The following is a 22,513-nucleotide window of genomic DNA, read 5'->3' as shown; positions in this document are numbered from 1 at the left end:
TGGCGGCGGGCAGCGTGGCCCCGACCGGCAGCGACAGGTGGAACTGCGGCGCCAGGGCCGGAAGTCGGCCATGGTGTCGGTCCCCATGGTCCAGGAGCGGATCCCCAGCCTCGTCTACGCCGAGGTCCGGCTGGCCGACATGGCCCGTACGGGGATCGACTTCCAGCTGGTGTCGGTCACCCCGGCGCAGTACCACTACTGGGCCGGCGCCGCCCAGGCCATGAACCTGAGCCACGCCGTCAACGAGGGGGTCGCCGCGCACTGCGCGCAGCGGCCCGGGCAGCTCGCAGGGGTGGGCGTCTTCCCGCTGCAACACCCCGACCTCGCGGTCGCCGCGCTGGAACATGAGGTAGAGGGCCTTGGGTTCAAGTAGAGCCCAAGGGCGGGCCCGGCGCTCATCGGGGGCTCACGCCGGGCGCTGATCGCTGCCGCGCCACGGCGGTGCCGTGGTCCGGCGGCGGGTGTCCCAGGTGTGGGCGGCCTTGTCGGTCTGGCGGCGCAGGCGGTCCTGGAGTTGGTCGACGAGTTCGCGGCCGGTGGCCTGCTCGGCATGGACGACCACCTGTCGGGTGCCGACGTGCAGGTCGGCCGTGGCCGACCAGGGGAGGTCGGTGTGGTGGGCAGCTGCCCGCACGATCCGTACCTCGCCGGTGGTGGTGGGCAGGCCCGGCCGGCTCAGCACGGCGTCGATCTTGGTGCGTGCGTAGGCGAGGGTGTCCTCGTCCACGGCGCCGTCGCAGCGCAGCCTCACCGTGGTTGCGGCCTGGGTGTCATCGCTGGTCATGTCGGTTCCTCTGCTGAAGGTGCGGCGGGCGGATCGCGGAGTTGCGTTCCGGGGTCGGTTGTCGGTGGTTCGTAGGTCAGTCGTGTTTGGCGACGGTGAGCAGCACTGCCGCGTCTTCGATCGCCTGCAGACCGTGGCGGGCCTCGGGGATGGTGAGGAGGTCGCCGGCACGGCCTTCCCAGGACGTGTCGCCGCTGGTGAGCCGGACGCGTCCGCGCAGCACCAGCAGGGTCGCCTCGCCGGGGCTGTCGTGGTCGGCGAGCGAGGTGCCGGCGGTCAGCGCGAGCACGGTCTGGCGCAGGACGTGTTCGTGGCCGCCGTACACGGTGGCGGCGCTGCGGCCGGTGGAGGCGGCGGTGGCGCGTTCCAGGTGCTCGCGGGCCAGTGCGTCGAGTGAGAGCTTCTGCATGGTTCCCGGCCTCCGTGGTTCAGCGGATGTGGTCCGGTGGGCCTCCGGCACGCCGTGCCGGCCGTGGTGGCGGACGCCGCCACGGTGCCGGCGTTCCGGCAGGGAGTCGGCTGGTCACATCTCGAAGACGATGCGTGCCTTGACCTGCCCGTCGAGGACCTCGGCGATGGACTCGTTCACGCTCTCCAGCGACCGGGTCTCGTAGATCACCTTGGTGCGTCCGGCGGCGTGCAGCTGGAAGACCTCGTCGAGGTCCTGACGGGTGCCGACGATGGAGCCGATGACGGAGGTGCCGTTCAGCACGGTGTCGAAGATCGGCACCTGGATGGTCCCGCCGGCGGGCAGGGCGACCATGATGAGTTTGCCGCCGCGCCGCAGTCCCGCGTAGGCGGAGGCGAACGCCTGCTCGTTGACGGCCAGCGCGATGGCCGCGTGGGCGCCGCCGTGCCGCTTGAGCACCTCGGCCGGGTCCTCCTTGCGGGCGTCGATGAGGATGTCGGCGCCGAGCTCCCGGGCCAGTTCCAGCTTGTCGTCGGTGACGTCGATCGCGGCGACGGTCGCTCCGGCGATCTTGGCGTACTGCACGGCCAGGTGCCCGAGGCCGCCGACACCGGAGATCGCCACCAGCTGGGTCGGCCGGACCCCGGCGACCTTCAGCGCCTTGTACGTGGTCACACCCGCGCAGGTCAGCGGGGCGGCGTCACGCGGGTCGATCCCGTCGGGGACCACAGCGGCGAAGTCGGCGGGGGCGAGCATCTTCTCCGCGTACCCGCCGTCCATGCTGTAGCCGGTGTTGTGCTGCTGTTCGCACAGCGTCTCCCAGCCGGACAGGCAGTGCTCGCACCGCCCGCAGGCCCAGCCCAGCCAGGGCACGGCGACCCGCTGCCCGACGGCCAGGTGGGTCACTCCGTCGCCGAGCTCCTCGACGATGCCGACACCCTCGTGGCCGGGGACGAACGGCGGGGCCGGCTTGACCGGCCAGTCGCCGTTCGCGGCGTGGATGTCGGTGTGGCACAGCCCGGAAGCCTCAAGCCGGACGCGGACCTCACCTGGGCCGGGCTGCGGGTCGGGGCGCTCCTCGATCACCAGCGGCTCACCGAAGGACCGGACGACTGCTGCCTTCATCACATACTCCTTGAGTACTGCCTGCTCGTGCGGTGCACCTCCAGGGTCCGACACGGCCCGGCTTGAGGGCAGGTCCCGGACGTCCCGGCAGAGGGGCCACTCGGCCCTGCACCCTGACGGAGCTTGGCGACCGCCGAGGGGTCGTCCGGGTGACCGCACCGACGTCAGCGCCCTTCACCACCGCTGCTGCGGCCGGTCAGACGGTGTCGGTGCCGTGCCCGGCCTGCCTCCAGAGATCCAACCCTGCCCGGAGGAGTTCACGCACGGCCGCGACCTCCTCATCCGTCCGGGCTCCCTCGCCGGCGCTCGGGGCGAGCGCTTCACCGTTGAAGATCTTCTCGTAGGCGCCGTCATGGACCGGCGCCCGGCCGGGAAGGGGCGGGTCGGCTTTCAGGCTGTGGAAGAGGTCGTCGAAGAAGTTCCAGGCCTCAAGCAGCAGTCCGACCGATACCGCGCCACGGTCGGGGTGCTCGACCCACCGCCGTACGGCGTCCAGGTCGAGTGTGGCTTCGCCCTCCCGGATGAGGTTCCAGCCGTTGCGGTCACAGAGTTCGTGCAGCGTTCTGCGGTGGTGGAAGGCGAGGAGCCCCCCGGCGTCGTCAACGGCCAGCGAGTCGGGATCATCTCCCTCCCCGGGCCGCCAGATCAGCGTGAGGTCCCCTCCGGCTCGCTATGCGGTACGGGTAGTGATCAGTCATGGGGGACCTCTCTGCGAATCGCTGGTACTCGCGGCCAGGGACATGGAGAGCACGCGCCCACGGGAGCCAGGGCGGCCGGCAGCGTCAGCCTCCGCTCCCCGGTTCCCGTCCCGCTCCCGGTCGCTCCCGGCTCTTGGTGGCGTGCAGGCGCTCCACGTGTCCGCCCCTGAGGCGGGCCGACTCCTCGATGACGAACCCGGCGGCACGGACGTTCCCGATCGGCCGGCGCCGCAGGTGTTCACCCGCCGAGGGCACGCTGAACCGCTCGATGCCGCCCTGCATCCTGCGCAGCAGCCAGTGGGGACTGACCACATGGTCGACGCTCACGAACCGGCCGCCGTCCCTGAGCACCCGGTGGATCTCACGGACCGCCTGGTCGACGTCGGGGATCGCGCACAGGCTGAGCGTGCACACCACGGTGTCGAAGCTGGCGTCCTCGAAGGGCAGTTGATGTGCGTCCGCCTGCCGCAGGTCGACCTCGCGCCGCAGACCGTCGGCACGCGCTCGCGCCAACTCCAGCATCCTGCCGCTGACGTCGATACCGGTCAGCGGGAGCCCGTCGGGGTAGAACGGCAGGTTGCGCCCGGTGCCGATGGCGACCTCGAGCACCTGCCCGACCGCCCGGCCGCAGGCCCACTCCCGTTGGCCGGAGAACAGCAACCGGTCCCAGAGCTTCATGTTCGTGTCGTAGAAGGCCGCCGACCTGTCCCAGTGAGCGCGCCAGTTCGCCTGCGCGTCGACCATCCGCTCCACCTCTCCCCCGTGGCGGGCACGCCTTCCCTTCGGTTTCGGGGAAGTGCTGTGCCCTGTCAAGCCCGCGTGTCCCGTTGTCCAGGCGGCGCATCGCTCACGCGGGCGTTCTCGGTCCCCGTCCGAGCCCCTGGGCTGAGGGCAGGCACGGCGAGAGGCCGCCCGGTGTGTGCCCGGACGGCCCCCTGCTCGCAGTGCCGCCGCCCATGCCCTGCCCGGGCGCGGTACTACCCGCCCGGTCGGTCAGTGGTCGTCCCAGTGGCCTTCGTGCGCGGCGTGGCGGTGTCCGTCGTGGACGAAGTCCACGTGGTCATCGTGCGGCACGGCGACGTGCCCGCACCCCTGGCCGTGGTCATGGCCGTGGCCCTCGTGCGGCTGGTGGCCGGGGACCGTGCACTCGTCGACGTGACCGTCGTGGGCTCGGTGCAGGTGCCCGTCGTGGACGTAGTCCACGTGGTCATCGTGCGGGACGGCGACGTGCCCGCAGCCTTCCTGGTGCCGGTGGCCGTGGCCCTCGTGGACGCGGTGTTCAGTGGCGGACGTCATGACGTACTCCGAATCCGGTCGTCCGGGCAGCCGTCCTCTCGACGACCGCCTCTGCGACGCCAGGCCAAGATAGGACATGTAGGCAAACAGGGCATGCGGAGCTTCCGCGACATGCCGGACCGTCCTCCGCAGGACCCGCTGCCGCGCCTTCCGTGGGGGCAGTGGTCCAGAGCGTTCCGTCCGTGGGAGCGGGGGCCGTCTGGCACGCTACTGGTCGTGACAGCATCCGAGGTCTCCGCTCCCGCCTTCGCGCAGCTCCTCCGGCCGGCCGACGTCTCCGGCGCCGTCAGACGGGAGATCGCTGCCTGCTGGGCCTCCGTGGCCAACGGCGGCGGCGCGGTCATCCCCTCCGGGTGCCCGCTGCCCCCGCTGACACCGGCGGACGTCGAACCGGCCCTGGACCGGATCGCCGATGACCTGCACCCCGCGCGGAGCAGGCTGCTCGTGGCCACACTCGACGGCGCGCTCGCGGGGTGGCTGCTCCTGCGACGCGAGGCGCACCCGCTGGAAGCGCACTGCGGCGTGGTGAACCACGTCCAGACCCACGTCCGCCTGCGCGGCAGGGGAGTCGGAGCCGCCCTCATGCACCGCGTCCGGGTCGTCGCGCGGGAGGAGATGCAGCTGGAACGGCTCAAGCTCTCGGCCAGGAGCGGCCTGGGACTGGAGGACTTCTACCGAAAGGCCGGCTGGACGGAGGTCGGCCGCTGGCCGGGCGCACTGCGACTGGCACCCGGCGACGACCGCGACGACGTCCTGATGAGTCTCGCCCTGTGACACCGCGGGGCGTGACGTTCCCCCCGCCCCGAAACGGGACCGGTCAGCCCTTGACGGCTGCAAGCACGCAGCTGTCGCCGACCTGCCACACCGGCGTCACGTGGGCGAAGCCCGCCCGGTGCAGCAGCTCGGTGTGGCGGCGCACGGAGAGGTCCTCGTCCCCACCGACGCCGCCGGGCGTCGCGCGGCGCTGCTCCCGCTGCACGAACAGGTCGGCCAGCTCTGGCTCCTCGGCTGCCGCCCGCCACCAGGACTGCCAGTCCTCGTGGCGGTCGCCGCCTGTCCGTTCGGCCCGGCGCCGCCCTACACAGGCTGTCAGGTCCGAGCAGCGCTCCCCTTCCGGCGGGAAGTGGTCCCCGTTGACGAGGGCGCCCCCGGGGCGGAGCAGGGCGGCGACGCTGCGGTAGACGTCCAGCAGGTCCGGCTCGGCAAGGTAGTGCAGTGCCGTCGTCGACACGGCGGCGTCGAGCGGGCGGTCCAGGCCGAGGGCCTGGACCCAGCCGTCCGCGCCGATCACAGCGTCGACGAACCGGGCGGCGTCCGCATGGTGGGTGCGGCCCAGCTCCAGCAGTACGGGGTCCATGTCGACGGCGACGATGTCCGCGCCGGGCAGGCGGCGGGCGAGCCGGGCGGACAGGGAGCCCGGGCCGCAGCCCAGATCCAGGACGAGCGGGCGGCTCCGGGCGGCCGTGAGATGCTCGACGACGTCCGTGATCACGGTGAACCGCTCCTCACGGTCCACCGCGTACCGCTGCTGCTGACGTTCCCAGCGTTCCACCCAGGAACCGGCCGTCGCCATGCTCACGCCCATGGCCGCGTCACCTCTTCCGTCACTCGCCTGTCGTGGCTACCACGCAATGTACAGGTGAAAACGGTTTTCACTTACACGCTCAGGTCAGCGACTCGATCACGTCGAGCAGACGGTCGATCTCCTGCGCGGTGTTGTACAGGTGCAGGCTCACCCGGACCGAGCCGTCCCGGTCCGTGGCACCGGCCTGGCACAGGCTGTCGGCGCGCACCATGAAGCCGTGGCTGTAGAGGATGAAGCCGAGGTCGTCCGAGGGGATGTCCCGGTGCCGGAAGGTGACGATGCCGTGGCGGCGTTGGCCACCCGGCACCGCGGAGTCGGCGGCCAGGCTGGACTGGCAGCCGAGCACCTCGTAGGCGTCGAGGTGGCGCAGCCGGTCGGTCAGGCGGGTGGTGAGGCGGGCGGTGTGACGGGCGATCCGGTCCGTTCCGGCCTCGTCGAGCCAGTCGAGCGCTGCCAGCAGCGACACGATGCCGACGGTGTTCGGGGTGCCCTGCCAACCGGCGGGCCGCAGCACCGGTCCTCGGGTGTTGCGCGCCCAGACCGCGCCCGTTCCGGGCAGCGCCATCGCCTTGTGACCCGAGAAGACCACGAAGTCGACGTCGAGCGCCGGATCGTCGACCCGGACGGGCAGGTGGCCGACGCTCTGCGCGGCGTCCAGGCAGATCGGCACGTCCGGGCCGACGGCGGCACGGATGCGGTGCACGTTCATGTCGCCGCCGAAGACGTGGTGGATGTGCGTGGCGGCGACGAAGCGGGTCCGGGGGCCGACCGCCGTACCGAGCGCGCGGTGGTCGTAGTCGCCCGAGGCTGCCTGGTAAGGCAGGGCCCGGACCTTCACGTCGACGCCGCGGGCGGCGAGCAGGTGTCGGGCCTCCAGCCAGGGGGCGAGGTTGGCCTGGTGGTCGGCGTGGGGGACGAGGATCTCGTCGCCGTCGGTGAGGTGGGGCACCAGCCAGTCGCGGGCGACCATGCGCAGGCCGTCGGTGGTGCCGCTGGTGAAGTGCACCCCGGAGCGGTCCGGCCCGGGGTCGTGGAGGAACTCCTTGACCCGGGCCCGGGTCCGCTCCACCAGTTCCGTGGTGCGGTTGGCCCAGGGGTAGGTTCCCCGCCCGGCGTTGGCGTTGGAGGTGGTGAGGTAGGTCTGGACCGCCTCCAGCACGGCCCGCGGTTTCTGCGAGGTCGCCGCGCTGTCCAGGTACGCCGTGTCCGGGTGCGCGGTGACGATCGGGAACTGCTCGCGCAGCGCACGCTGCCAGGCGCCGTCCTCGTCGTGATCCCCATCGTGTCCTCCGCCGTGGTGCACGTCCGGTGCCACCGTCCTCGGCCTCCTCACTCCCGCACCAGCGGTGCGCCCGCATCACGCCAGGCGACGATCCCACCCGCGAGGCTGCGCACCTCGGGGTGGCCCATGCGGGTCAGCAACGCCGCGTAGCGCAGCGACTTCTCCCCGACGGGGCAGGCCAGCAGCACGGGAGTGCTCTTGCTGAACGGCAGCCCGCCGCGGGCCAGCTCCTCGAACACCTCGTCGACGATGTTGACCGAGCCCTCGATGTGCAGGGCGGCGTACGCGTGCGGGCTGCGCAGGTCGACGACGAGCGGCCGGGGATCGGCCTGCGCCATCCAGCGCCGGGCCTCCCCGGGGTCGACGGCTTCGCCCTCCGCGCGCGCCTCGGCGTCGGTGAGCGCGGAGACGTCCTGACCCCGGCGTCGCCTGCCCAGGAGTTCCGGACGCCGCTCGCGGACGTAACTCAGATAGCTCTCGGCCCGGTCGCACACGATGAACACGGCGCTCTGGCGGCGCCCGGTGCCGGCCAGTTCCGCGTCGACGGCCGCCAGTCGGCGTACCGCCCCCTGGTAGGCGGCACCGCCGGTCGGTCCGGTCAGCAGTCCGCAGCGGCGGATGAGGGTGACCATCCCGTCGATCGCCTCCTGCGAGGTGACCGAGTCGATGGAGTCGTAGGTCGCCGGGTCGAACAGGCCCACCTGGTGGACCTCGTCGATGGTGCGGATGCCGGGTATGAAGTCGGACTTGTGGGCGACCAGCCCGAGTACACGCACGTCGGGATCGTGCTCCCGCAGGACCTTGGCGACGCCGGTGGAGGACCCCGCCGTGCCGACGCAGGCGACGAACCAGTCCGGCGCCCTGCCGTCCAGGTCCTTGACGATCTCGGGCCCGGTCCCGGCCGCGTGCGCCTCGGCGTTGCGCGGGTTGAAGTACTGGTCGGTGTGCAGGTAGGTGCTGCCCGGCTCCGAGAGCGCCTGGTGGAAGAGGGTCAGCGGGTCGTCGGTGTCCGTCGGGTCCAGGCACTCGCTCCGGCCGGGCAGTTCCTCGATCTCGGCGCCGAGGAGCAGCAGCAGTTCCTTGATCTCGGGCACGCGCATCCGGTTGGTGACGCTCTTGAACTTCAGCCCGTGCAGGCCGGCCAGCAGGGCGAGTGCCTTGGCCGTGTTGCCGCTGGAGAGTTCCACGACCGTCCCGTCCCCGGCGCCTGCCCGCTCCAGGTGCGGGCGGGCCATGTGCCAGGCGGGCCGGTCCTTGACCGAGCCGAACGGGTTGAGCATCTCCAGTTTGGCGTAGAGGTCGATGTGGCGGAGCCCGTGCACGGCCGGGTCGATTCGGACCAGCGGCGTGTTGCCGATGGCCTCCGTGATGCTGTCGTACCTCATGACGGCGCTCCCTGCGGGTGGGTGGTCGGCCAGTAGTCCTCGTCCGGGCACCAGCGCCACGTTGCGCCGTCCTTGTGCACCGCGACCGTCCGCGCGGCCGGCTGCCGCTGCGCGTGGTGGGCGCGGAAGTCCATCGCGTAGCCGGCCGTGTTGGCGAAGGCCAGCAGGTCACCCGCCCGCGGCAGCCGGGGCAGGAACACCGTGCGGCGGGTGATGAGGTCCGCCTCCAGGCAGAGGTTGCCGACGAGGTGCACGCCCACCGGGCCGGTCTGCTCCGGCTCCTGGGGCCCCTCGCGGGGGATCAGCACGGGGTCGACGAGCACACCGTGCTCCTCCAGGCTCACGTCGCCGGCGTTCATGCCGAGGCGCACCAGATGGCGCGCGGGCTCATCCCCAGCGGTGCTGACCTCCAGCACCCGCGCCAGCGACAGGCCGCACTGGTCGACGAGCGCGCGGCCGGGCTCGATGTGCAGGTCGTGCAGGTGTTCCAGGAGGAGCGTGGCCGGCGGCCGGCCCAGGACCGGCGCGGGACGCGAGAGCAGTTCGTCGAGGTAGCCGGGCCCTGCGGTGGTGCGGTGGGCGGGGTAGAGCGCGGCGGTGCCGCGGACCGTGCCGCCCTCGTTGCGCAGACCGTAGCCGTGGCCCCGCCAGGTCAGTGGTGCCCGCTCGCCGAGCACCGCCTCGCTCAGCGCGGTGGTCCAGCGCTCCCACTCATCGGCGTCGGCGAGGTAGCCGACACCGAAACCGCCGCCGATGTCGACGGCCCGCGGGGTCAGGCCCCGCGCCCGGCAGTCGTCCAGCAGCAGCACGCAGCGCTCCAGCGCGCGGGCCTTCTCCTCGGCGCCCGTGGTGTCCAGGTGGTAGGCCGCACCGATGAGTTCGACGGCGTCCGCGTGCCGTTCCAGTGCCTTCCACAGGGCGTCCACGTCCCGTACCGGCGTGCCGAAGCGGCTGCGGCGCGAGAGCATCCGGGTGCCCGCCCCATCGGAGACGGAGTCCGACTCGAAACCGGACAGGCGCACCAGCACCTCGACCCGTTCCATCCCATGTCCCCTGACCAGGGACGCCAGTTGTTCGAGCTCACCGAGCGAGTCGAGGTTCACCGTGGCGCCCACCCGGGCCGCCAGCCACAGGAACCCGGCGTCCTTCGGCCCGGTGGCCATCACCCGGTCGCCGGTGAACCCGCAGCTCAGGGCGTGCTGCAACTCCCCCGTCGAGGCCACGTCGACTCCGACGGAGCGCGACTCCTCGGCGGCGAGCCTGCGCAGCAGGGCGCTGGACCGGTTCGCCTTGTGGGCGAAGTACACCCGGCCGGTGAGGTGGTGGCGGCGGTACACGGCACGGAACCGTGCGGCGTTCTCCGCGACCACGTCCGGAAGCAGCACGTTCAGCGGGGACCCGAGGGCGTCGGCCAGGGAGTGCAGGAACGGTCCGGCCTCCAGCAGTGCGGCGAGGGGTGGTTCCAGTCGCGGCCGGAGGTACAAGGGTGCGCCGTCCACAGAACCCCTCCCACATCGGCGGACCGTCACGCGACGGCCGTTCGGGAGTAGTCGTTTCCATCTGCACGCGCCGCTAAGCGTCAACGCGACTCGGCTGGTGCCGCGTTGGTGGAAGCCGGGGGCGGTCGTGCCCGGGCCCTGGCCGGTCCGGCTCACCACGTTTGCGGCACGTCCGAGCACGAGTGGCGGGCCGGCCCGGCCGCCGGGGAGCCCCCTGGACGGACTCGCGGGTGAGCGCCGCGTCCGCGAGCTCACCACACGTCGCCCGGTGCTGGAGTCGTCCACGCTCCTGGGCCCTCAGACGTTCCCCGGCAGGCGTCAGCGAACGCCCGGATCGACGGCCCGCGGGGTGTGGCGCGGCCACCGGGCACCGCTCTGCTCCGCTGCTGCGGATCGGAGCGCCTCGGCCAGGGCGCTTCCCGGATATGCGCTGAACACCGGGTACCTGTACCGGTGGTAACAGGACCAGTAACTGACGATGCGCCGCTGCGTACGTGCGAAGAACTCAGGGTTCCGGATGATGAATCCGCCGTACAGGACACGCTGGGGCGAGCCCGGAACCATGAGCCCGGGCAGACCCCGCGTGATCGCCTGGATGATCTCCAGGACGTACTCTCCGGCCAGTTGCACGACGAACGGTACGGCCCATGGCTCCTGCGACGCCGTGAGTTGTTCGAGGTGGCGTTGGCGGACCCGGCCGTCATGGTGCCGGGAGTACAGGCAGTGCAGGACCACCTGCTGAGTCCCGGTCAGTGTCGACTCGACCCGGCCCTGCGGCTCGTCATGGTAGATCCGCGAGGTGACGGCGACCGTCTCACCCAGCACCTCGACGTGAAAGGGCCACATCGGCGCGTGCGCGGTGGCAGGCATGACCGCCGCAACGCCTTCCACGTCACGGGCAAGCCGGGCCGGGAAGGCCGCCGCCAGGGCGCCGACGGTCGGTGACGGTCGGTGACGCTGCGCCAGTCGGGTTCACGGCCCCACCAAAGGCCGTGGGCGGCCCGCCCCGGCCCGCGCTGCTCAGGTCGCCAGCAGTTCGACCGCCGGTTCGGCCTCCAGCGCCGACACGGTGGACGTCGCGTCGAGGACGTCGGCGGCGAAGTGCACCCCCGGGGCGGTGGCCCCCTCCAGGACGCGCAGGGCGGTGAGAGCGGTGACGAACCCGCTCAGTTCGTAGGAGTCCCGGGTGCGCAGTGCCGGCGTGCGGTCCGGCGGCCAGGCGCAGTTGACGACAAGTCCGCAGCACTCGGCGAAACGGTCCAGGGACGCGGGGTCGTCCAGGTCCACCGCGAGCACGTCCGCGTCGGCTGCGCCCGGCCCCAGTCCGTTCAGCATGCCTCGGCCCGCGCCGGGTCGCGGCCGGCGACCAGCAGCGGTGCGACGCCCGCCCGGTGCAGGCGGCGTACGGCGGCGCTTCCCACCGCGCCGTAGCCACCGATGACACCGACGGTCGGTTCGTTCTTCATGTGGGGGTTCCTCTTCTGCTGCCTGTTGCCTGCCACCTGGCCCAGTGGAGCGGATCGGGACCGCCCACCGAATGAATGAAAATGATAACTATTACCAATGACCGCTGCGGTGCGGTCCTTTTCGACGGGAGACGACGATGTACGACGTGATCGTGGTGGGCGGGGGGCCCGCGGGGCTCAACTCCGCGCTGGTGTCCGGACGCCAGCGCAGGCGGGTACTGCTGCTGGACTCCGGCAGCCCGCGCAACGCCCCCGCCGAGCAGATGCACATGTTCCTCAGCCGGGACGGCTCCTCCCCCGCGGAGTTGCGCCGCATCGGGCGCGAGCAGCTCACCGCCTATCCGAACGTGGAGGTACGCGACACCCTGGTCGCCGACGCGGCTGCCACCTCGGCGGGCCTCACGCTCACGCTTGCCGACGGTTCGGTGGTGCAGAGCCGCAAGCTGGTCCTCGCCACCGGCCAGGTCGACGTGCTGGAGGAGGTGGAGGGCCTGTCCGCGCTGTTCGGGCGGGGGGTGTACCACTGCCCGTTCTGCCACGGCTGGGAGACCGGCGGCCTGAGCCTGGCCGTGCTCGGGCACGAACTGCCCCAGGTCATGCAGGCCCTCTACGTCGCCGACCGGTTCAGCGACGACGTGGTCGTGCTCACCAACGGGCGCCCCGTCCCGGAGCAGGCGGCGGCCCGGCTGGCCGCCGCTGGAATCTCCGTCGACGAACGGCCCGTGGCGCGCGTCGAGGGGGAGGCGGGCGCGGTGCGGCTGGTACTCAAGGACGGGGACGTCGTCGAGCGCCAGGCGGTCTACCACCGGGCACCGACGCGGCAGCACTCGGACCTGGCCGAGCGGCTGGGCTGCACGATCCTGCCCGACGGCTGCGTACGGGTGGACGAGTTCCAGCGCACCTCGGTGCCGGGGGTCTTCGCCGCCGGCGACATGGCCCGGCTGGAGGCCCTGCCGGACGCGCTCACCTTCGTGATCACGGGCGCCGCCGACGGGGCACGGGCAGCGGTCTGGCTCGACCAGGAACTGTTCCGCGAGGACGCCGGCCTGGGCGGCTGAACACGGACCGTGGCGGGGGCGCCGCCGCGCCCCCGCCACGGGACTCAGGCCCCGTCCTTCTCGTCCAGGGCCTCGGCGAGGCCAGCCACGGTGGGCCGGTCGAGGAAGCGGCGCGGGGCCACCCGGCCGCGGCCGGCCCGTGCCATGCCACCGAGCATGCGCACGGCGAGCAGCGAGTCGCCGCCCAGTGCGAAGAAGTCGGCGGTGCGCTCTTCCACCGGGCAGTCGAGCAGCTTCGCCCAGTGGTCGGCGACGAAGCGCTCCCGCTCGCCGCGGGGCGGGCCCGGCTCGTGGCCCGGCGCCGCAGCGCGGTCGGCCGGAACCGACAGGCGGCCTCCGCTCACGCCCTCCCCCGGCTCCCCCTCGGGGGCGTCGACGGCGGCGGGAAGTTCGACCACGGCCCGCCAGCCGTCCGCCTCGACCAGGGACTCCACCGTCGCCATGACGTCGCTGAACATCCGGTCGACGTCCTCGGCGGCGAACAGTTCCTCCACGAGGGAGAACACCACGACGAGTTCACCGCGCAACTCGAACAGCCTCACCTCCAGGGCGACCTGCGGGGTGCGCAGCTGCTGGTGGTGGCTCTGCAGGTCGATGGTGCCCAACGGCCCGGCCTCCTGCGGCACCTCGCTGCCCAGCGCCGCGTCCACTCCGAGCGTGGACTGGAAGACCACGGGGGCGACGGGCCGGTGGGTGCCGCGGCGCCGGCCCAGCTCCCTGGAGACCTCGACGCCGGTGACCAGGTTGTGGGCGAGGGCGTCCCCGATGTCCTGTTGCGCCCGTGCGGCGAGGTCCGCGAAGACGGGGGCGTCGGGCAGGTCCACCGGCAGCAGCAGGGTGGAGGAGAACGCGCCGACCAGGCGCGGCACGTCCGGGTGCAGCGGCAGCCGGTTCAGCTGGAGCGAGTTGAGCAGGAAGCGCCGGTGGCCGCAGGCGCGGGCCACCGCCGCCGAGAAGGCCGCGAACATCGCAGCCGACGGGGTCACCGCGTGCTCGGCGCACCGCCGACGCAGCACCGCCCAGCGTTCCGGGTCCAGGACCGCCTGCCGGGTTCCCATCAGCGTGGGGCGGACCTCGGCCGGGTCCGCCACCAGGGGGAGGGCGGGCGGCAGCGGGAAGCCGTCGAGCCGGTCCCACCACCAGTCGCGGTCCTGGCACCACTGGTCGGTGCCGGGCAGCTCCCGCAGGGTGGTCGCGTAGTCGCCGAAATCGATGTCCAGCGGCGCGAGCACCGCGTTGTAGTCCGACACCAGGGCGAACAGGTCGCGGTAGAAGACGCCGGACGACCAGCCGTCGATGATCAGCAGGCTGGTGGAGCAGTGCAGCCGGGCCCGGTTGCCCGGCAGCAGGGTCAGCCGCATGTCGACGCCGCAGCTCTGCGAGGGGTCGGGGCCCTCGGTGCTCATCTCGTTCCGTATCCCTGCGATGACCTCTGCCACCCGTGCCTCGTCGGCGTCCCGCAGGTCGGTGGTCCGCAGGTGCGGCACCGCCTCGGGGTCGTCGAGCGGCAGGATGCGCTGGGTGCCGTCGGGCAGGATGCGGGCGCGGAGCACCGCCTGGTGCTCGGCCAGCCGTTCCAGCGCGTCCTGCAGCGCCTCCGGGGCCTCGTCGGCCTCGATGTCCTCCAGCCCGATGTCCGCGTAGTGGTGCGCGGAACGGTAGGAGAGCTCCCAGGCGTCCTGCTGGCCGACGAAGTAGCCCTGCTGGAGCGGGAGCAGGGGGAAGGAGGAGTCCGGGTCCGCTCGGCGCCGCAGGTCGAGCGGGAGCGGGCGGAGCGTCCCCGTGCCCGCGCCGGTGCTGCGCTCGTGGAGCAGCGCGGCGAGCTGCGCGGGGCTGTGCTCCACCCGCACGTCGGCCAGCGCGAGAACGGCCCCCAGCCGCTTGCGGAGCAGGGCGGCCATGCGTACGGCGAGCACCGAGTCCCCGCCCAGGCTGAGGAAGCTGGCGTCGGCCGGCACGGAGGCGACGTCCCGGTCCAGGGCCGACGCCCACACCTCCCGTACCGCGTCGACGAGTTGCCCGGGGGCGTGCGTGCCGGGCCCTGCCGCGTCCGCGGGTACTGCGGTGCTGCCGGGGACTGCGGTGCTGCCGGGACCGGCGGTGGTGTCGGGCGCGGTGGGCGACGTCAAGGGATCTCTCCAGTCGGGGTGGTGTCGATGACGCGGTCCACGGCGTGGACCCGGAGGGGCCGGTCGGCGGGCGGCAGCCGCGCCGCGAGGGCCTCGGCGACGGCGTGCGGGTCGGGACGGCCGCCGACCGGGCCCGCCCGGCCGGCGATGACGCGCTGGCCGGTGGCGGCGGTCAGCGGGTGGTCGGGACCGGGGAGGACGGGCCAGGGCCGGTATCCGGCGGCGGCGAGCTGCCGCACCCACTCGTCCTCGGTGAGGAAGACCCGGTCCTGCCCGGCCCGCAGGTCGCTGAACCAGTCCCCGCCGGTGCCGGGCGGCGGCGACATGAGCAGGTACATGGAGGTGAGCGCCTGGTAGTGCTCCTGGCAGGACTCGACCAGCACCAGCAGCCCGCCGGGCACGAGCAGTTCACGCAGCGCGGCCAGCGCCCGGCCGGCGTGCCGCGCGTTGTGCAGCACGTTGGCGGCCAGCACCACGTCCTGGGAAGCGGGGGCGAAGCCCTGGACACGTGGGTCGGCGTTGATGTCGAAGAGCTCGCCGCGCATGCCGGGCCGGTCACCGAAGACCTCGCGCCCTGCGCGGAGGAAGAAGCGGGACACGTCGGTGAACAGGTAGTCCACCGGCGTGTCGCCCAGTGCGTCGAGTACCGCGGCGGTGGTGCCGCCCACGCCCGCGCCGGCTTCCAGGATCCGCAGCGGCCGCCCGTCCGGTCGCCGCCGGGCCTCCGCAGCGACCAGCTCGGCCGCGGCGTGGTTCACCCACCGGCTCGGCGTGCTGTCGCGGTAGTTGCCCTCGGCGGTGGACGTCTCCCCGTCGGGGAAGAGGATCTCCTGGAGCGCCGCACGGTCCTGGATCAGCAGCGGCAACCGGTCGGCGGCGGCCAGGAAGAAGCGGGTCATGGACGCCGGGTAGTCGAGTCCGCGCCGTGCCTCGTCCAGGGCGAGGCGCGCCGCGGCGTACGCCTGCCGGTCGGGCGCGGTCAGCGTGTGGTGGCGGCCCGTGCCGGGGTCCTGTCGCAGCCGCCCCTCGGCGGTGAGGGTGCTCAGCCAGCGGCGGACGATCCACGCGTGGCGTGGCGCCGTGCCGAGCACGGCGACGACCTCGGCCGCGTCGTGCCGGGCCCCGTCGCGGAACAGCCGGGCGCGGTCGAGCATCCGGGCCATGGTCAGCAGCGCGGTGTCGTCGAGCAGCCGCATCAGGTCGGGCAGCGCCGAGAGGTCGGCGCCGGCCACCGCGCGGTCGCCGGCGTGGGCTGCGGCTGCCACCGCCCTCGCGGCGTCGTCACCGGCGGCCTGCGGTTCGCCCGGTGGCGGCCCCGCGACAAGCAGGGTGCTCCCCTCGGTTCCCGGCACGAGCTGCCAGGCGGCGACGCCCGGCAGTCCGGTCAGGGCGGCGGCCGTCGCGAGGGCGCTCACGCGGCGTCCCCCGGGGTGACGGTGATTCTGGGTGGCACGGTGCCGGGTGCGGCGCGCCTGAGGTGGTCCCGCAGCACCTCGGGCAGCCGTCGGCTGACGAAGGCGGGCAGCGGTTCGTGCGCGGCCGGTCCGCTCAGCGGCTCCGCGACCTCTTCGACGGGTACCGCTCCGGCGCCCGGCGGGGCCGCGACGGCCAGCATCCGCGGGTCGGCGGCGTCCAGCAGGACTGCGCTGTCCGTGCCGGTGAGGGCCTTGCGCAGGGCGTGCGGGGTGAGCCCGCCGGGGGCGTCGGTGAGCAGGGCGTTGGGGATGCCGCTCAGCACTGCGGGGCGCCGGGCCAGGGCGACGCGCAGCGCCGCGTGCAGGCCCCGGTCGCGGTGCGCCTGCCACGTCTCGCGGTGCACGGCGGATGCGGTGGCCTCCTCGGCGCCGGGGCCGACGTGCAGGACCAGGTCGTAGCGGTAGCGCGTGAGTTCACTGGCGTCCGCCATCGTGCGGGCGTGCACGCCCATCCGTACCGGCCGGGACTGTGCCGCCGCCGCCCTGGCCACCGCGGCGGGGGCGAAGGACAGCTCCTCGTCTGCGGCCACGGCGGCGGCGGTCCGCGAGGCGAGGTCGGCCGCGCCTGCCTCGGGGTCGCGGAGCCGTTCCAACGCGCCGAAGTGCTCCTCGAGCAGCGCCGAGTGCCGGTTGTCGCCAACGATCACAGTGCCGCCGTCCTCGACCGCGGCGATCGCGCCGTGCAGCACCGCCGTCAGGTAGGCGAGATCGGGGAAGCACTGGGTGACGGAGTTGAGCAGGACGCAGTCGGGCCGCACCCCGTCGCCGAACACCCGGTGGGCTGCCTGACGCACCTGCGGCGAGCCGGCCTCGTGGGCGGCGGCGCGGACGAACGCGGTGTGCGGCAGCTCCGCGGCGGCCAGCCGGTCCACCGCCACCTGGGCCACGTCGGTTCCCACGTAGCCGTCCAGCGCCGGGTGCAGCCGGTGGGCGAGCAGCCCGGTGCCGCAGCCGAGTTCCATGACCCGGCGGGGCTGCTGGGCCAGGACCAGTTCCACCGTCCGGTCCACCCAGTCCCGCATGTGCTCCTCGGGCAGGGGCCGACCGGTGTCGGAGGCCCGCCAGCCGGACAGGTCGAGGTCGTCGGACCGCCGTCCCTCGCCCGTCTCGTAGACGAACTCGTAGACCTCGGCCCACTGGTCGAGGTGTTCGCGCACCAGCGGACCGGGGACAGGTGCCGCGGCGGTGGCGCTCGCCGCCGGCGTGACCAGCAGGCCGCCGTCCTGGGCGGCCCGTACCCGGGCCACCCAGGGGTGGGCGGCCAGCAGTTCCGCGGCGCTGGTGTCGTTCCTGGCCGTGGTCCGCTGCGCGGGCCTGGCTGCGGTGTCATCGGGCACCGGGTGCCTCCATTCGTTCCTCACGCGGGGCGCCGTCGTCCTGCGACGGCTCGGCGACGAGCCGGCGGCCCGTCAGAATCAGTACGCGGTCGGCGCGTTCGGCGACCGCTGGGTCGTGGGTGACGGTCAGCACGGCGAGACCGCCGCTGCGGAGCCGGTCGACCAGGTCGAGCACGGTCCGCGACGCGGCGGGGTCGAGGGCCGAGGTGGGTTCGTCCAGCAGCAGGACGTCGGGGGCCGCGGCGAGCGCCCGCGCGAGCACCACTCGCTGCCGCTGGCCGCCGGAGAGCCGGGCCGGCCTGCGGTCGGCCAGCGCCGGGTCCAACCCGACCGCTTCGATCAGCTCGGCGGCCCTGGCCCGGGCGGCCCGCCGGTCCAGGTCGTGCAGTACCCGCAGCGGCCGGGTCACGGCCCGGCCCGCCCGGTGAGCGGGGTTGAGCTCCCCCAGCGGGCTCTGCCCGGCGAGCTGCACTGCCCGCAGCTGGTCCCGGTCGCGCAGCCGGGTGTCGCGGGGCAACGATCGTCCGTGCAGCAGTAGTTGCCCCGCGGAGGCCGGGCGGCGGCCGACGACGGCGTACAGCAGGGTCGTCTTGCCGCTCCCGGAGGCGCCCGTCACCGCGACGGCCGCGCCCGCGTGCAGGTCGAGGTCGCAGGGGTCGAGCAGAGGTACGCCGTCGGGCCGGGCCAGGCTCAGCCCGCGCAGGGAGAGCACCGGGGCCGGGGGCAGGTCCCTGCCACGGGCTGCCCGGGGCGCGGCCGGACGCGGCCGGACGGTGGTCGGCGGCACCTGAGGGGTGGGCGGCGGCGCGGCGGGAACGGTGGCCCGGCTCCCGACCAAAGCCCTGGCTGGGACGGGCTCCTGGACAGGCGCCGGGACCCCGCGGACCGGGCACGGTTGAGCGCCGGGCACGACCGGTCGGCGCTTCGCGCTGCCGGCCTGGGCGGGCTCCACGTGCAGGGCCGTCCCGCCCAGTTCCGCGGTGAGCCGGGCGTCGTGGGTCACCAGGAGCAGGGCGCGGCCCGGCCCGGCGCTCCAGGACCGCACCGCCTCGACGATGAGGTCCGCGGTCGCCCGGTCCACCGCTGAGGTCGGCTCGTCCATGACGAGCAGTGCGGGGTCGGCGCACAGGGCCCGCGCCAGGGCGACCCGCTGGGCCTGCCCGCCGGAGAGCTGCCCCGCGCGCAGTGCCGCCAGGCGGGGGTCGAGGCCGAGTGCGGCGAGCATGGCGCGCACCCGCGCCGCGCGGCTGTCCCGGTCGCCGGCGGTGTCCTCGGAGATCAGCCGGTCGACCCGCCACAGCGGGTGGAGCGCGGCACCGGGGTCCTGGCCCAGCCATGCGCACCGGTCACGCCGCCACCGGCGCGCGGCCCGGCCCTGCGGCACGGCAGACCCGCGCCACCGCACGGTGCCGCCGGTGCGGTGCAGGCCGGATGGCAGGACGTCCAGCAGGGCGTGCAGCAGGGTGCTCTTGCCTGCGCCGGACGGGCCGGTGACGGTCAGGATCTCGCCGGCGCTGAGGCTGAGGTCCACGGGGCCGAGTACCGGGCTGCGGTCGGACTGCCGGTGCACGGTGAGCCCTTCGGCCGCCAGCAGGGGCACGGCGTCGTCCGCCGAGAGGCGACCCGCGTGCGCTGCGGTCATACGGCGGCCTCCGTGCGGTCGGTCAGGGCGTGGGCGGCTGCCGCCAGCAGCCAGCAGCAGCCGGCGAGGGGGACGGCGGGGGCGAAGAGCGCCATCGGGTTGAGGGCGGCACCGGGCAGGTTCTCGCTGAGCATCAGCGCCCAGTCGGCGGCCGGGGGCTGCGGTCCCAGGCCGAGCACGGCGAGCGCCGCGGCGATCTGCAGGGCGGTGACCAGGCGCAGCCCCGCGTCCGCGGCGACCAGGCCGCGCAGTGCGGGCAGGACCTCCCGGACGAGCACGCCCACCGTTCGCTCACCGCGTTCGACGGCGGCCCGGACATGGCCGCCGCCGCGCAGATGCGCGGACTGGGCCTCCACCACACGTGCCGTCAGGGGTGCGCCGCTGAGCAGGGAGGCCACCACGACGGCGGTGGCGCCCGGGAGGGCGACGGCCAGGACGAGGGCGAGCACCAGGGCCGGGACGGCGAGCAGCAGGTCGCACAGCCAGTGCACCGCCAGCGCGGTCCGTCCCCCCTTCCATCCGGCGGCGAGCCCGAGTGCGGTCCCGCACAGCACGGCGGCGGTCGCGGCGAGCAGCGACACGGCCAGGAGCTGGGTGCCGCCCGACATGACCCGGGAGAGCACGTCACGGCCCAGCGCGTCGGTGCCGAGCAGCGCGGTGGCGCCGGGCGTCGTCCAGGGCGGGGCGATCTGCTCGTCGGGGGCGTGCGGCGCGGCGAACCGGCCCAGCGGCACGAGGAGCAGCACGGTGAGGGCGGAGGCGAGCGGCAGCACGCCGCGCGGGGGTGCCGGTGGGCGCAGGGTCAGGGGCATCGGTCACCTGCGGCAGAGCACGTGGCCGCCGGCACGGCGACGTCAGCGGGGGCCGGCCGGTCTGCGGACCGACGGGCCAGCAGGTCGGCGAGCAGCATGCCCAGCAGCAGCACGGCGATCGGCGGCAGGGCCGCCGCCTGGACGACGGGGATGTCGCGCACCGCGACGGCGGAGACCAGCAGGTGGCCGGTGCCCGGGTAGCCGAACAGCGTCTCCACGAGTGCGGTGCCCGCCATCAGTCCGCCCGCCAGGAGGGCCGCCAGTTGCAGGGCGGGCACGGCGAGGAACGGCAGCACGTGCCGTCGCAGCACGAGCAGCGCGGGCAGCCCGCGGATGCGGGCGTCACCCACGTGCGCACGGCGCACGGTGTCCTCCAGCGTGCCGCGGAGCAGAACGGTCGCGAAGGCGGCCGAAGGCAGGGCGAGGGTGAGCGCCGGCAGGACGAGGGCCTGCGGCGCGTCCAGCGGCGAGCCGCCGGGCGGCAGGACCGACACTGCCGGCAGCCAGCCCAGCAGCCCGGCGAGCACGGCGGTGAGCCCGGCGGCGTACACGGGCTGCGGCACGGCGGCCAGACCTGTCGCCCAGCCGCCGCCCCGGCCGCCGCGCAGGTACGCGACGGCCAGGGCGAGCAAGGTCAGCGCCGCGGTGAGCGCGAGCGCCACCGCGACGAGGACGACGCTGGCGGGCAGCCGTTCGGCGAGCAGCGCCGTCACAGGCCGGCCGCTGACGAGGGACCGGCCCAGTTCCCACCGCAGGGTGCCGCCCAGCCAGTCGAGGTAGCGCTCGGCGGCGGGCCGGTCCAGCCCCAGGTCCGCGCGCCGCTGTGCGAGGTCCGCCTCCGAGGCGCGCCCGCTGTCCGCGAGGCCGCCCGCGTCGCCTGGAAGCAGCTCGGTGGCCGCGAAGACGACGGCGGTGGCGGCCACTGCGGTCAGCAGGGAGCGCCCGGCAAGACGGAGGATCACTTCTCCTTCCACACCCCGTCGATGAACATCCGCTGGAAGCCGGGCCCGTCGGGCAGGCCGTGCACACCGGGGGCCGCGAGGTCGAGGCCGTCACCGGTGCCCCAGACGACGTATCCGCCGTTCTTCCACAGGTCGCGCTGGATGCCGCCGAGCAGTTCCTCGCGGCGGGCGTCGTCGGCGGTGCCCATGGCCTTGGAGAAGCCCTCGTCGAACTTCTTGCTCTTCCAGGCCGTCTCGTTGGTGGGCGAGGTCGACAGCAGTCCCACCCGGGTCAGGTCGGTGAAGGAGATGCCGCCGTAGTAGCCGGTGTAGAAGGCCTTCTTGGCGTACACGGCCGTCCAGTAGGTGTCGGCGGGCTCCACCTTGACCTTCGCGGTCACGCCGATGTCCTCGAGCTGCTTGGCGTAGAGGGTGGCGGCGGTGTCCATGCCCGGGTAGGACGTGGTGGTGTGCAGCGTGACCGTCAGCCCGTCGTCGTGACCGGCGTCGACCAGCAGCTTCCTGGCCTTGTCGACGTCGCGGGTGCGTTGCGGGAGGTCGCGCGGCGTGGACGGGTCGTAGGGGGTGGGGAGGTCGTTGGCGACCTCGCCGAAGCCGAGGAACACCGTGTCGACGAGTGCCTTGCGGTCGGCGGCCAGCCGGAACGCCTCCCGCACCCGGGGGTCGTCGAAGGGCTTGGTGTCCAGGCGCATGACGAACGGGTACTCGGTGACGCCTTCACGGTGGACGACCTGCGTCTTGGCCTTCTCGGCGCTCTTGGCGGCGGCGGGGCTGACGCTGCCGGCCACGTCGGCCTGCCCGGACGCCACGGCGTTGGCGCGGGTCTGGGGGTCGGCGATCGCCTGGATCTCGATCTTGTCGAGATGCGGGCGCTCGCCCCACCAGTCGTTGTTGCGGGTCAGCACGGAGGTCTGCGCGCCGGTGCTCTCGAGGCGGTAGGGGCCGGACCCGGGGACGGGGTCGGAGAAGTCGTCGGCGCCCTCGGGCACGACGAAGCTGATCGACTCCAGCGCCCTCGGCGCGTCGGCCATGGGCTCCCTGGTGGCGAGCACCAGCGTGTGGTCGCTGTCGGCCTTGGACGCCTTCATGTCGAAGTCGGCGAGCCGGCCGTAGTTCTCGGCCGCCTTCTCCGTGATCCGGCGCAGGGAGTAGAGCACGTCCTCGGCGCGGACCGGCTCGCCGTCGCCGAATGAGGCGTCGTCGCGCAGCTGGAACGTCCAGCGGTCCATGGTGCTGTTGGGCTTCCATGACGTGGCGAGCCGCGGCTTGGTGGTGCCGTCCTTGCCGGGCACGGTGAGCACGTCGTAGGTCAGGGCGAAGCGCAGGACGTCGGACTCGTTGCCGAGGCCGCCGTGCGGGTCGTTGCTGGCGGTGGCGGGGGACCCGGTGGCGGCGTACCGCAGGGTGCCGCCGTCGACCGGCTTGGAGGAGGAGGTGCCGGACTTCTTCGCGGGTTCGTCGGACGAGCCACAGCCGCTGAGGGCGAGCAGTCCGGCGGTGACCGCGGCGAGGGCGGCTGCGGCCCGGGGCCGCGGCGAGGTCGGTGATTTCGGGTGCATCGGTCTTTCC

22 protein-coding genes are annotated in these 22,513 nt (G+C 73.7%); 3 read left to right on the top strand and 19 right to left on the bottom strand.

Going from position 1 to position 22,513, the window contains the following annotated elements; genetic code table 11:
* The first annotated feature begins 85 nt into the window (after positions 1-85).
* Positions 86-373, top strand: coding sequence for an amidohydrolase family protein (locus tag QNO07_RS13935; RefSeq protein ID WP_283992284.1), 288 nt, complete (start codon positions 86-88; stop codon positions 371-373).
* A 33-nt stretch (positions 374-406) separates the two neighbouring features.
* On the opposite strand, the gene QNO07_RS13930 is transcribed toward QNO07_RS13935, so the two are convergent.
* The 5 genes from QNO07_RS13930 to QNO07_RS13910 all read right to left on the bottom strand — a co-directional run bounded on the left by QNO07_RS13930 (position 407) and on the right by QNO07_RS13910 (position 4,312).
* Positions 407-784, bottom strand: a complete 378-nt coding sequence (locus QNO07_RS13930; protein WP_283992283.1) for a hypothetical protein — start codon at positions 782-784, stop codon at positions 407-409.
* A gap of 76 nt (positions 785-860) precedes the next feature.
* Positions 861-1,193 carry a cupin domain-containing protein gene (locus tag QNO07_RS13925; RefSeq protein WP_283992282.1) on the bottom strand — a complete coding sequence of 111 codons (333 nt, stop codon included), beginning with the start codon at positions 1,191-1,193 and terminating at the stop codon, positions 861-863.
* 114 nt (positions 1,194-1,307) lie between these two features.
* Positions 1,308-2,318 carry an alcohol dehydrogenase AdhP gene (adhP, locus tag QNO07_RS13920; RefSeq protein ID WP_283992281.1) on the bottom strand — a complete coding sequence of 337 codons (1,011 nt, stop codon included), beginning with the start codon at positions 2,316-2,318 and terminating at the stop codon, positions 1,308-1,310.
* A gap of 782 nt (positions 2,319-3,100) precedes the next feature.
* The gene (locus QNO07_RS13915; RefSeq protein ID WP_283992279.1) at positions 3,101-3,760 is read right to left on the bottom strand and encodes a class I SAM-dependent methyltransferase; all 660 of its coding nucleotides are present in this window, start codon (positions 3,758-3,760) and stop codon (positions 3,101-3,103) included.
* 249 nt (positions 3,761-4,009) lie between these two features.
* Positions 4,010-4,312, bottom strand: a complete 303-nt coding sequence (locus QNO07_RS13910; RefSeq protein WP_283992278.1) for a hypothetical protein — start codon at positions 4,310-4,312, stop codon at positions 4,010-4,012.
* 216 nt (positions 4,313-4,528) lie between these two features.
* On the opposite strand from QNO07_RS13910, the gene QNO07_RS13905 reads away from it, so the two are divergent.
* Positions 4,529-5,086 (top strand): GNAT family N-acetyltransferase, encoded by a 558-nt coding sequence (locus QNO07_RS13905; protein WP_283992277.1) that lies wholly within the window; start codon positions 4,529-4,531, stop codon positions 5,084-5,086.
* 43 nt (positions 5,087-5,129) lie between these two features.
* On the opposite strand, the gene QNO07_RS13900 is transcribed toward QNO07_RS13905, so the two are convergent.
* The 7 genes from QNO07_RS13900 to QNO07_RS13870 form a co-directional block, all read right to left on the bottom strand.
* Positions 5,130-5,897, bottom strand: coding sequence for a class I SAM-dependent methyltransferase (locus QNO07_RS13900; RefSeq protein WP_283992275.1), 768 nt, complete (start codon positions 5,895-5,897; stop codon positions 5,130-5,132).
* A 79-nt stretch (positions 5,898-5,976) separates the two neighbouring features.
* Positions 5,977-7,212 carry an aminotransferase class V-fold PLP-dependent enzyme gene (locus QNO07_RS13895; protein ID WP_283992273.1) on the bottom strand — a complete coding sequence of 412 codons (1,236 nt, stop codon included), beginning with the start codon at positions 7,210-7,212 and terminating at the stop codon, positions 5,977-5,979.
* A gap of 14 nt (positions 7,213-7,226) precedes the next feature.
* Positions 7,227-8,564 carry a pyridoxal-phosphate dependent enzyme gene (locus tag QNO07_RS13890; RefSeq protein ID WP_283992267.1) on the bottom strand — a complete coding sequence of 446 codons (1,338 nt, stop codon included), beginning with the start codon at positions 8,562-8,564 and terminating at the stop codon, positions 7,227-7,229.
* The gene (locus tag QNO07_RS13885) at positions 8,561-10,063 is read right to left on the bottom strand and encodes a Y4yA family PLP-dependent enzyme (protein WP_283992265.1); all 1,503 of its coding nucleotides are present in this window, start codon (positions 10,061-10,063) and stop codon (positions 8,561-8,563) included. Before QNO07_RS13885 ends, QNO07_RS13890 begins: the two co-directional genes overlap by 4 nt.
* A gap of 318 nt (positions 10,064-10,381) precedes the next feature.
* Positions 10,382-10,933, bottom strand: coding sequence for a hypothetical protein (locus tag QNO07_RS13880; RefSeq protein ID WP_283992264.1), 552 nt, complete (start codon positions 10,931-10,933; stop codon positions 10,382-10,384).
* A gap of 150 nt (positions 10,934-11,083) precedes the next feature.
* Positions 11,084-11,398 (bottom strand): hypothetical protein, encoded by a 315-nt coding sequence (locus tag QNO07_RS13875; RefSeq protein ID WP_283992263.1) that lies wholly within the window; start codon positions 11,396-11,398, stop codon positions 11,084-11,086.
* On the bottom strand, positions 11,392-11,529 hold the full coding sequence (locus tag QNO07_RS13870; protein WP_283992262.1) for a hypothetical protein: 138 nt from the start codon (positions 11,527-11,529) through the stop codon (positions 11,392-11,394). Before QNO07_RS13870 ends, QNO07_RS13875 begins: the two co-directional genes overlap by 7 nt.
* Before the next feature lie 137 nt (positions 11,530-11,666).
* Here QNO07_RS13870 and QNO07_RS13865 point away from each other — a divergent pair, with 137 nt between their 5' ends.
* Positions 11,667-12,587: an NAD(P)/FAD-dependent oxidoreductase gene (locus QNO07_RS13865; RefSeq protein WP_283992260.1), complete on the top strand. Its 921-nt coding sequence runs from the start codon at positions 11,667-11,669 to the stop codon at positions 12,585-12,587.
* 44 nt (positions 12,588-12,631) lie between these two features.
* Here QNO07_RS13865 and QNO07_RS13860 read toward each other — a convergent pair whose 3' ends face one another.
* Genes QNO07_RS13860 through QNO07_RS13830 form a run of 7 tightly spaced genes read right to left on the bottom strand, consistent with a single transcriptional unit; the run spans position 12,632 to position 22,503 of the window.
* Entirely contained in the window at positions 12,632-14,716 is a 2,085-nt protein-coding gene (locus tag QNO07_RS13860) for a condensation domain-containing protein (RefSeq protein WP_283992258.1), read from the bottom strand.
* Positions 14,713-16,131 (bottom strand): class I SAM-dependent methyltransferase, encoded by a 1,419-nt coding sequence (locus tag QNO07_RS13855; RefSeq protein ID WP_283992256.1) that lies wholly within the window; start codon positions 16,129-16,131, stop codon positions 14,713-14,715. Before QNO07_RS13855 ends, QNO07_RS13860 begins: the two co-directional genes overlap by 4 nt.
* Positions 16,128-17,528: a class I SAM-dependent methyltransferase gene (locus tag QNO07_RS13850; protein ID WP_283992254.1), complete on the bottom strand. Its 1,401-nt coding sequence runs from the start codon at positions 17,526-17,528 to the stop codon at positions 16,128-16,130. The genes QNO07_RS13855 and QNO07_RS13850 overlap by 4 nt, the downstream gene beginning before the upstream one ends.
* A complete protein-coding gene (locus QNO07_RS13845; protein ID WP_283992252.1) occupies positions 17,518-19,170 on the bottom strand; it encodes an ABC transporter ATP-binding protein in 1,653 nt (550 codons plus the stop codon). Before QNO07_RS13845 ends, QNO07_RS13850 begins: the two co-directional genes overlap by 11 nt.
* On the bottom strand, positions 19,167-19,982 hold the full coding sequence (locus QNO07_RS13840; protein ID WP_283992250.1) for an ABC transporter permease: 816 nt from the start codon (positions 19,980-19,982) through the stop codon (positions 19,167-19,169). The genes QNO07_RS13845 and QNO07_RS13840 overlap by 4 nt, the downstream gene beginning before the upstream one ends.
* Positions 19,973-20,944 (bottom strand): ABC transporter permease, encoded by a 972-nt coding sequence (locus tag QNO07_RS13835; RefSeq protein WP_283992247.1) that lies wholly within the window; start codon positions 20,942-20,944, stop codon positions 19,973-19,975. Before QNO07_RS13835 ends, QNO07_RS13840 begins: the two co-directional genes overlap by 10 nt.
* The gene (locus QNO07_RS13830; RefSeq protein ID WP_283992244.1) at positions 20,941-22,503 is read right to left on the bottom strand and encodes an ABC transporter substrate-binding protein; all 1,563 of its coding nucleotides are present in this window, start codon (positions 22,501-22,503) and stop codon (positions 20,941-20,943) included. Before QNO07_RS13830 ends, QNO07_RS13835 begins: the two co-directional genes overlap by 4 nt.
* Positions 22,504-22,513 lie beyond the last annotated feature (10 nt).

Source organism: Streptomyces sp. 549, assembly GCF_030124175.1.
GTDB lineage: Bacteria > Actinomycetota > Actinomycetes > Streptomycetales > Streptomycetaceae > Streptomyces.
The sequence above is the reverse complement of the archived record's forward strand: the minus strand, read 5'-3'. Positions and strand labels throughout refer to the sequence as shown.

What these genes read in the sequence shown, in the direction of transcription:
- QNO07_RS13890 (WP_283992267.1), bottom strand. Translation starts at nt 8,564, where the DNA reads ATGAGGTACGACAGCATCACGGAGGCCATCGGCAACACGCCGCTGGTC.
- QNO07_RS13870 (WP_283992262.1), bottom strand. Translation starts at nt 11,529, where the DNA reads ATGAAGAACGAACCGACCGTCGGTGTCATCGGTGGCTACGGCGCGGTG.
- QNO07_RS13930 (WP_283992283.1), bottom strand. Translation starts at nt 784, where the DNA reads ATGACCAGCGATGACACCCAGGCCGCAACCACGGTGAGGCTGCGCTGC.
- QNO07_RS13830 (WP_283992244.1), bottom strand. Translation starts at nt 22,503, where the DNA reads ATGCACCCGAAATCACCGACCTCGCCGCGGCCCCGGGCCGCAGCCGCC.
- QNO07_RS13935 (WP_283992284.1), top strand. Translation starts at nt 86, where the DNA reads ATGGTCCAGGAGCGGATCCCCAGCCTCGTCTACGCCGAGGTCCGGCTG.
- QNO07_RS13915 (WP_283992279.1), bottom strand. Translation starts at nt 3,760, where the DNA reads ATGGTCGACGCGCAGGCGAACTGGCGCGCTCACTGGGACAGGTCGGCG.
- QNO07_RS13880 (WP_283992264.1), bottom strand. Translation starts at nt 10,933, where the DNA reads ATGCCTGCCACCGCGCACGCGCCGATGTGGCCCTTTCACGTCGAGGTG.
- QNO07_RS13875 (WP_283992263.1), bottom strand. Translation starts at nt 11,398, where the DNA reads ATGCTGAACGGACTGGGGCCGGGCGCAGCCGACGCGGACGTGCTCGCG.
- adhP (WP_283992281.1), bottom strand. Translation starts at nt 2,318, where the DNA reads ATGAAGGCAGCAGTCGTCCGGTCCTTCGGTGAGCCGCTGGTGATCGAG.
- QNO07_RS13910 (WP_283992278.1), bottom strand. Translation starts at nt 4,312, where the DNA reads ATGACGTCCGCCACTGAACACCGCGTCCACGAGGGCCACGGCCACCGG.
- QNO07_RS13865 (WP_283992260.1), top strand. Translation starts at nt 11,667, where the DNA reads ATGTACGACGTGATCGTGGTGGGCGGGGGGCCCGCGGGGCTCAACTCC.
- QNO07_RS13845 (WP_283992252.1), bottom strand. Translation starts at nt 19,170, where the DNA reads ATGACCGCAGCGCACGCGGGTCGCCTCTCGGCGGACGACGCCGTGCCC.
- QNO07_RS13900 (WP_283992275.1), bottom strand. Translation starts at nt 5,897, where the DNA reads ATGGGCGTGAGCATGGCGACGGCCGGTTCCTGGGTGGAACGCTGGGAA.
- QNO07_RS13840 (WP_283992250.1), bottom strand. Translation starts at nt 19,982, where the DNA reads ATGCCCCTGACCCTGCGCCCACCGGCACCCCCGCGCGGCGTGCTGCCG.
- QNO07_RS13925 (WP_283992282.1), bottom strand. Translation starts at nt 1,193, where the DNA reads ATGCAGAAGCTCTCACTCGACGCACTGGCCCGCGAGCACCTGGAACGC.